Source organism: Yersinia rochesterensis (assembly GCF_003600645.1).
GTDB lineage: Bacteria > Pseudomonadota > Gammaproteobacteria > Enterobacterales > Enterobacteriaceae > Yersinia > Yersinia rochesterensis.
Genome location: NZ_CP032483.1, coordinates 1 through 6,570 on the forward strand (window position 1 = coordinate 1; position 6,570 = coordinate 6,570).

Consider the following 6,570-nt stretch of genomic DNA (forward strand, 5'->3'; position numbering starts at 1 on the left):
CCAGCTCTAACACCTGATTATGAATATAGGGCAGGTAGCGGTGCGCCATCGAGTGGTTTGATGGCTTACTGAACCAACCGGATGACGCCGTATTTTCCCCCTTCGGGAACCGCTTCTCCAGCTCCCCCGGAGCCAGACATTGTATAAAATCAGCCTGACGCTCACCGGTGGATTTCAGGCATTCCTCATTCAGGGACGGCACCACAAACAGTTTTATCGCCGCCTTCTCCGTGTAACTTACCGTTCCGCCCCCTATCCACAGAGTATTTCGCTCACCGAACTTCATGACACTCTGTTCCGCACGCAAAAACAGGACCGTTTTACCGTGATGCCAGTAGGGATCTCTTTCCTGTGTAATCCCCATATCCACGCCCGCATTTCCCCCGAAGGTTCGCGGTAAAAGACCGATTGCCGACGTGGTCACCCAGTCAAAGCCCAGTTTGTCACCCAGCCACCCCAGTTTCTCGTAAAGCTCGCTGTCCAGATCCACCTCCGGCGGTATCTGTGTCACCGTGTCATTATCATTGGCGTGACGGTAGTGGATGATGTCTCTCAGCAGATACGCGGCCAGACTGCTGAACGTCCGTGGCATCCCGTAGGTGTACAGCACAGGGTTAAAAGCTTTCATTTCGGCGGCGTACAACAGCGCCAGCGCCCCACCCAGACTGTGGCCGCAGACAAATAATTTTTTCGCGCCGCCACTTTCTTCCAGAGATTTATTAACCGCATCCAACTTATCCCCGAATTTCCGTTTAGCCAGCTGATAAGCTTCCAGAAAACCGCCGTGCACATTCCCCATTCCACCCAGCTCTGCAGGGCACCGTTTCGGCCCGAATGACACGTCGGTCTGGACATTCAGCAGACTGTCGGTACCGCACCAGGCAACCAGAACGTGCGAGGCACACTCCACCGTAAACAGGCGGGTATCACCTTCCCTAGCGTCCACCTCTCCGGTATTCATGTAGACAGGTGGCTGGTAGCGCTCGCGGAACGGCACGTCCACCGCCAACGTGTGAAAATAATTCGGGTATTCCGCAAGCTGCGGGAGGCAGGATAGATCCTGACACTTCTGACGGAAAAAATAATCGATGGTCGGGTTCTTCACCTCAGCGGCATACACAAGATCGGCCATGATGCCCAGGTTCAGCGCGTTGGCGAGGTCATAATCTTGCGTGTCGTGCAGGGGCAGCACCCACGCCCGGAACGGGCAGATTTCGATAACGTGACGCTGCTCCAGAGCATCCCGCGTGACTTCCGTCCCTTTCAGCGCCTTTCCGGGCGGAAAATGAAACTTCGGCGGCTCCGGCTCAATCCAGCCCTCGATCTCCGGCAGCCGGTCGCAAAGTTCCCCTATAGTCACATAGTGATGCGTGTGTCCTGCCGTTTCAGCTTTTTCCTGCACCTCTGAACGCCAATTTTTGTCCCGTGTTTCACGACGAAAGGTATTTTGACTCACCGGCTGGCTGTTGGGGTTGCGGCTAATACTCAGCGGACGCGTCTCCATCTCATCAGCCAAGGACTGTGCCTCCGTCTTCACGCTGACCCCTACCCAGTACAGGTCGTCGAACCTGACAACACCTTCACTGTCGGTGACACCTCCGGGCGGCGGCGGGGGGCAAAAACGCAGGCCACCATTCGGCGGCAGATACGTCAGCGTCACATTCATCCCGGTGACGGGGTTATTACTCTCATCCACCAACTGCAATTCCAGCCAGTATTTACGCTGTTCTTTGCTGCTATAAACCACCTTGCCTTGGGGGTTTATGCTTGTAATACACGTGTTGTCGCCCGTGATAGCCATGCTGTTCCCTTGCACTTGAAAACGTTAATTCACACATCATACGCAAAACCGTGACTTAACCTAAATTTCACCACCAATTAGAAGGGATCCTGTGGAAACCCCAATTCACTGAATAAAACCGCATCCCCATAAAAAAAGCCGCCTGATATGGAGAACAGGCGGCGCTGGTGTTGGTCGGTTTAAGACTGCAATATTACTTTTAAATGTGACTATATAGTCACTATTAACGCACTATCTTAAACCAGTTATTAACTATATTGCATCTGTTTACACTCAAAAACCAAATTCTGATGACAGATTGTGACTTATGGCTGAGCCTTTCCTGAAAAACCGAACACGCTTTACATCCTCACTCGATAACAAATTGATTCAACCATTCAATGAGTTATCCAAAGACACCCGCATTCCAAAAAGTCGATTATTAGACGAAGCCATTGCCGATTTACTGAAAAAACACGGTTCGAGCAAAAACACTCAATAACCTGATTACGCCCGAATTCTTACGCCTGGCCTTTTTTGTCTCGCCCGGTGACGACGATTGAACATAGCGTGTCATTTCGCGCCACACATGAAAAAGCCCGCGTTGCGGGCTTCAGTCGTAGACTTCGCGTCGATGGTAGATAGTGGCCGCAAGGATATATGCAGTGAAGATGAATTCAGAAAAAAACGATGACGCAGATATCAAAAAAGATCTTAAAAAAATGGACTCATGGGCAGCCCGAACTTACCTTATCATTCCTCTGGTTCTACTGGTTATAGGCGGGAAAAAATTAGCCTCTGTTACACCGTTAATTTGGTTTGTGTTCAGCATTATTTACATCATATCGTTCCGAACATTTCTTAAAAGTCTCTCATCTCGCGAAGAACAGACTATCGCCAAGTTAAGTAAAACATACGTAGGTCACCAAATATCATGGGTCATGCTAACTCTGACATCACTGTTACTCATGGCTGTGATCGTAAAAGCATTAAGGTCGATGTAAGCTCGTATTGAACATAACACCCGCTGTACGTCGTGCATGAAAAATCCCGTATAATGTATTTTATTTTATGGAGTTATAGTTATGGGAATGATTTTGGTACCCGCTTTTTTAATTTTGGCCATCCTGATTATCGCGATTTTCTTTTCGCTCAAAAATGGCCATCGTATCTCAGCAACATGCCTGGCTGTCGTGGGAGGATTTATCTTTTATTATTTCGTATTCCCATTCTACTTATATGGTTATTAAGACTTAGCTAGCGTCTTCGTAAGCATAAGACAAGTATTTACCATAACATCTGTTTCCCGCACCGCTCAAACTGCCCTCAGCGCGTTTTTACGCCCTACCCCTTAAAACCGGACGTCTTACCCCCTCAAAACCTCGTAAAACGCGTTTGGTGAGTTTTAAGAGGGTGAATCGTTATGCACTCCACGCAACACAGTCCAGTTTCACCCCGAACGGACCGCGAAACCGTCAAAAGGGCGTCACATGTGGCGACCGCTGGACGGTTTGAACAAGCGCAGCGCGTTAGCGCATTGTGATACCCGTTCAGGGGATCATGTTCTTGGGGGAGCCGAAAGGAAAGGCGAGGCCCACCGACGCCAGCGAATCCCCATGAGCGATTTTACTTTTGGGGGCACAGCCCGCCAAACCGTCTCGATAAGGTGCCCACACCGACGCGTGACCAACCCCTTAGCCGATTTTTATGCTGGCTTTTTGACGGCGCGGAACGGCCAGAAAAAAACAGGGTAAAAAGAGGGGGCTCTAAGGGGTTGGTCACGCGTAGCGGGACGGTTTGGCCGCCCTTGAGAACATGGAGCAGCGTCCAGCAGCATAATGTTCTTAGGGGTGCATAGGGAGGCGTCCAGCCGACCAATGCAAACCAAGGTGTAAAGGGGTTTATCGACGCATGCTCTCGGAGCATCGTCTCGGCGCATAGCGGTGTCCGAGAGCATGCGTCGAGGTGATGCTCCGAGGAAACCCAAAACGCCGGCGTGTTAGTCAGTAGCCATTGGCGGGTATAGGGGCGCAGCCCTGAGCAGACGTTTTGTCGGGCCGACTGCGTGCTGGCGGTGCTACAAAACATATCCTGTCCCACTATAGAGTCTATTGGCGAGTATATTCTGGAGTGCACTCTATACTCCAGACCCGCAGAATCAGGCCGGAGTACAAATAGAGTCTACCCATACTCTAAAACGACTCTATACAGAGTACATATAGACTCTATTTAAACCCTGAAATGCCATTTCCGTAAAATAAAAATGAAGTAACTCATTAATATAAAAAGATAATCATGCAAGATGCAATCTTGCTAGGGGTGTGAGAACGGAAGGGCCAAAAACAGGGTAAACACAGGCCTTTATCCCGGTGAGTCTTGTCCTTGCCGACACATGGATTTGTTAGACAAAATACAGATATGGCACGGTTAAAAGGTGACATATTGGGTAACATATTAATGAGACTGTTATCATGAGGTAACAACGTAAAAAAAAGTAACACCACATCAAGGTAACACTATGGCAGAAAACCTCAATTTAAGTGACAGTGCTAAAGCCGTTGGATTGAGTAGGAAAACCCTGTATACCCATATAAAAGAAGGGAAAGTTAGCGTTACTCGGTATGAAGGTAAACGGTGTATCGCGGTGAGTGAGTTACTCCGGGTTTATGGCAATATAGATATTTCAGCGATACAGAGAGTAAACACAAGGTTACAGCCTGAAAAAGCCACATCATTACGGAAAAAAGATACAGAAGTGATACTGTCACGTCTGCAAGAAATTCAGGAAGATAACAATATCCTCAGAAAGGAAATGCAGTTACTCCGCGAAACGACACAGCAACTGCTCACAGACCAGGAACAACGGAGGAAAGAGGCAGAGAATGCCGTTGCAACCAGAAAAGAAAACGAAGCCCTTCTGCTCGAACTGGAAAACCTCAAAAAGCGAGGATGGTGGCGGCGAATTCTGGGAAGATAAAGAGTGACCGCACCCTATAGTGGGCCGGTCGCTATGACGCCTCCTCGCTCATTCGCTCACTGCCGTTCGGTCATGAGACTGCGGCGGGCGTTGCGGAAGACAGCAATAGAATAAGCGTGATGGAAAAGAGGGCCACAGGATAAGGCCGCGGGGAACCCGTTTTTCCATAGGCTTCGCCCTCCTGCCAGACTTCACATAAACAGACACTTTTTCGGTGTATCTGTGGGAGCTGACGCTCAACCATGAATCTGACAGTACGGGCGAAACCCGACAGGACTTAAAGATCCCCACCGTTTCCGATGGGTCGCTCCCTCGCGCGCTCTCCTGTTCCCACCTTGAGGTTTACCCGTTGCAGTCCGCCGTTCCGTTACTCTGTGGTGGCGTTTTCTCATTCCTACCCGTGCAACTGGGTTCCTGTTAGGTGGTTCGCTCCAAGCTGGACTATATGCACGAACTCCCCGTTTAGTCCGACTACCGCGCCTGTTCAGGTAACTGTTCACTTGAGTCCAACCCTGAAAGACACGACAAAACGCCACTGGCGGTAGCCATTGGTAACTGGGTCGTTAGCGGGAATCTGTCGGGATGAATGTAAATACACTGTATTTACTTTTGTACTTGAAGAAGTCTGCCTTTAGAGGCTAAACTATTTGTACTGATTTGGTGACTGATTCCCGCAAAAGATCCAGTTACCGCCCGGTTTCGAAGAGTTACCAGCTCAACGAACCCGAACCAACCCGCCTACGGCGGGTTTTTTCGTTTACTAGGCAAGAGATTACGCTCGATAAAAAAGGATCTCAAGAAGATCCTTTCAGCTGATTATTTATTTCAACAACAACAATAATCTTTGATAATCAGGATTAACGTTCCGAACATGCTCTTCATCTCCTCCTGGATAGGTTACAACCATACCGACCCCCCGTTTTTTATCCGCCTCAATTGACACGTTTTTTTTGGCATGAAACATCGGTTCTATTATTATAAATTCCGTACTTTTGAGTTGATAACGTCGACTCCACTTCTCAGAATTAGTATCTCCACCAAAAAGTTTCAGCGTAGTCTTGTTAAGCATGTGACTAATGTATGTCATAGGGAAAAAGTCAGTTTCAAGTTCCAGTATCTCCCCGCTGAACGCTCTGGCCCTCCCGGTCCCGTAACCGTCACTGAGGCCGTAGTCGCCAAAATCAAAGATATAACTGGTATCGATAACCTCTTTCCCCTTCACCAGAGGAACATCGTCCGCAATCCTAAAGCTCACCATCAATGAGTTCAGCTCCCACTGGCACGGGCCTCCGCCATCAACAGCAACCCGCAGACGTCGGACATTGTCACCATCAGACGCACCGAATGGCTGTTCAATATCGTTATATCCCGGAACATCATGCGGTTCATTGCTCGAGTTATAGCGGACAGATTTACACTGCGACGAACGGTACAATAGTTCGGCAGGTTGCAGCGTGATCCCCTCTGGCACCCGGAAAGTGACGTCCACCCATTTTGCGCCCGTCGGGGGGGAAAGTGTCTTATCAGGGCGGTTGTCACACCCGAAAAGCAGCGTCACAGCTGACACGACAACAGCGGTCTTACTGAGAAAGTTCAACTTCTTCCTCCGTTACTGCCGCAAAGCGCAGCAGGGCATTTTTTCCGGTTTCTTCTGTCTGCATCCGGCTCAGCGTAACCGGCAGCATGTCCTGAAGCGCCAGGAACTCGCGGTTACGCTCAACTTCATTCGCGTTGCTGTAGCGGGCTTTACTCTCAACCGTCTCCCGGAACATGACCCGCCTCTCTTTCCTGCGCATATCCCGTGCCGGTTCGG

The 6,570-nt window shown here is 49.6% G+C and carries 3 protein-coding genes and 2 pseudogenes; 2 read left to right on the top strand and 3 right to left on the bottom strand.

Going from position 1 to position 6,570, the window contains the following annotated elements:
* Positions 1–550: 550 nt before the first annotated feature.
* A pseudogene (locus DXZ79_RS21235) lies at positions 551–1,801 on the bottom strand (lipase family protein); the annotation flags it as partial.
* Between the two features lie 307 nt (positions 1,802–2,108).
* On the opposite strand from DXZ79_RS21235, the gene DXZ79_RS20560 reads away from it, so the two are divergent.
* Both DXZ79_RS20560 and DXZ79_RS20570 read left to right on the top strand, forming a co-directional pair.
* Positions 2,109–2,282 (top strand): ribbon-helix-helix domain-containing protein, encoded by a 174-nt coding sequence (locus tag DXZ79_RS20560; RefSeq protein WP_120011656.1) that lies wholly within the window; start codon positions 2,109–2,111, stop codon positions 2,280–2,282.
* Between the two features lie 2,016 nt (positions 2,283–4,298).
* On the top strand, positions 4,299–4,757 hold the full coding sequence (locus DXZ79_RS20570) for a hypothetical protein (protein ID WP_120011658.1): 459 nt from the start codon (positions 4,299–4,301) through the stop codon (positions 4,755–4,757).
* A gap of 820 nt (positions 4,758–5,577) precedes the next feature.
* Here the strand turns inward: DXZ79_RS20570 and DXZ79_RS20580 are convergent.
* Positions 5,578–6,354 carry a hypothetical protein gene (locus DXZ79_RS20580; protein WP_120011659.1) on the bottom strand — a complete coding sequence of 259 codons (777 nt, stop codon included), beginning with the start codon at positions 6,352–6,354 and terminating at the stop codon, positions 5,578–5,580.
* Positions 6,338–6,570 (bottom strand): annotated as a pseudogene (locus DXZ79_RS20585) (lipase family protein); the annotation flags it as partial. The gene DXZ79_RS20580 and the pseudogene DXZ79_RS20585, both read right to left, overlap by 17 nt.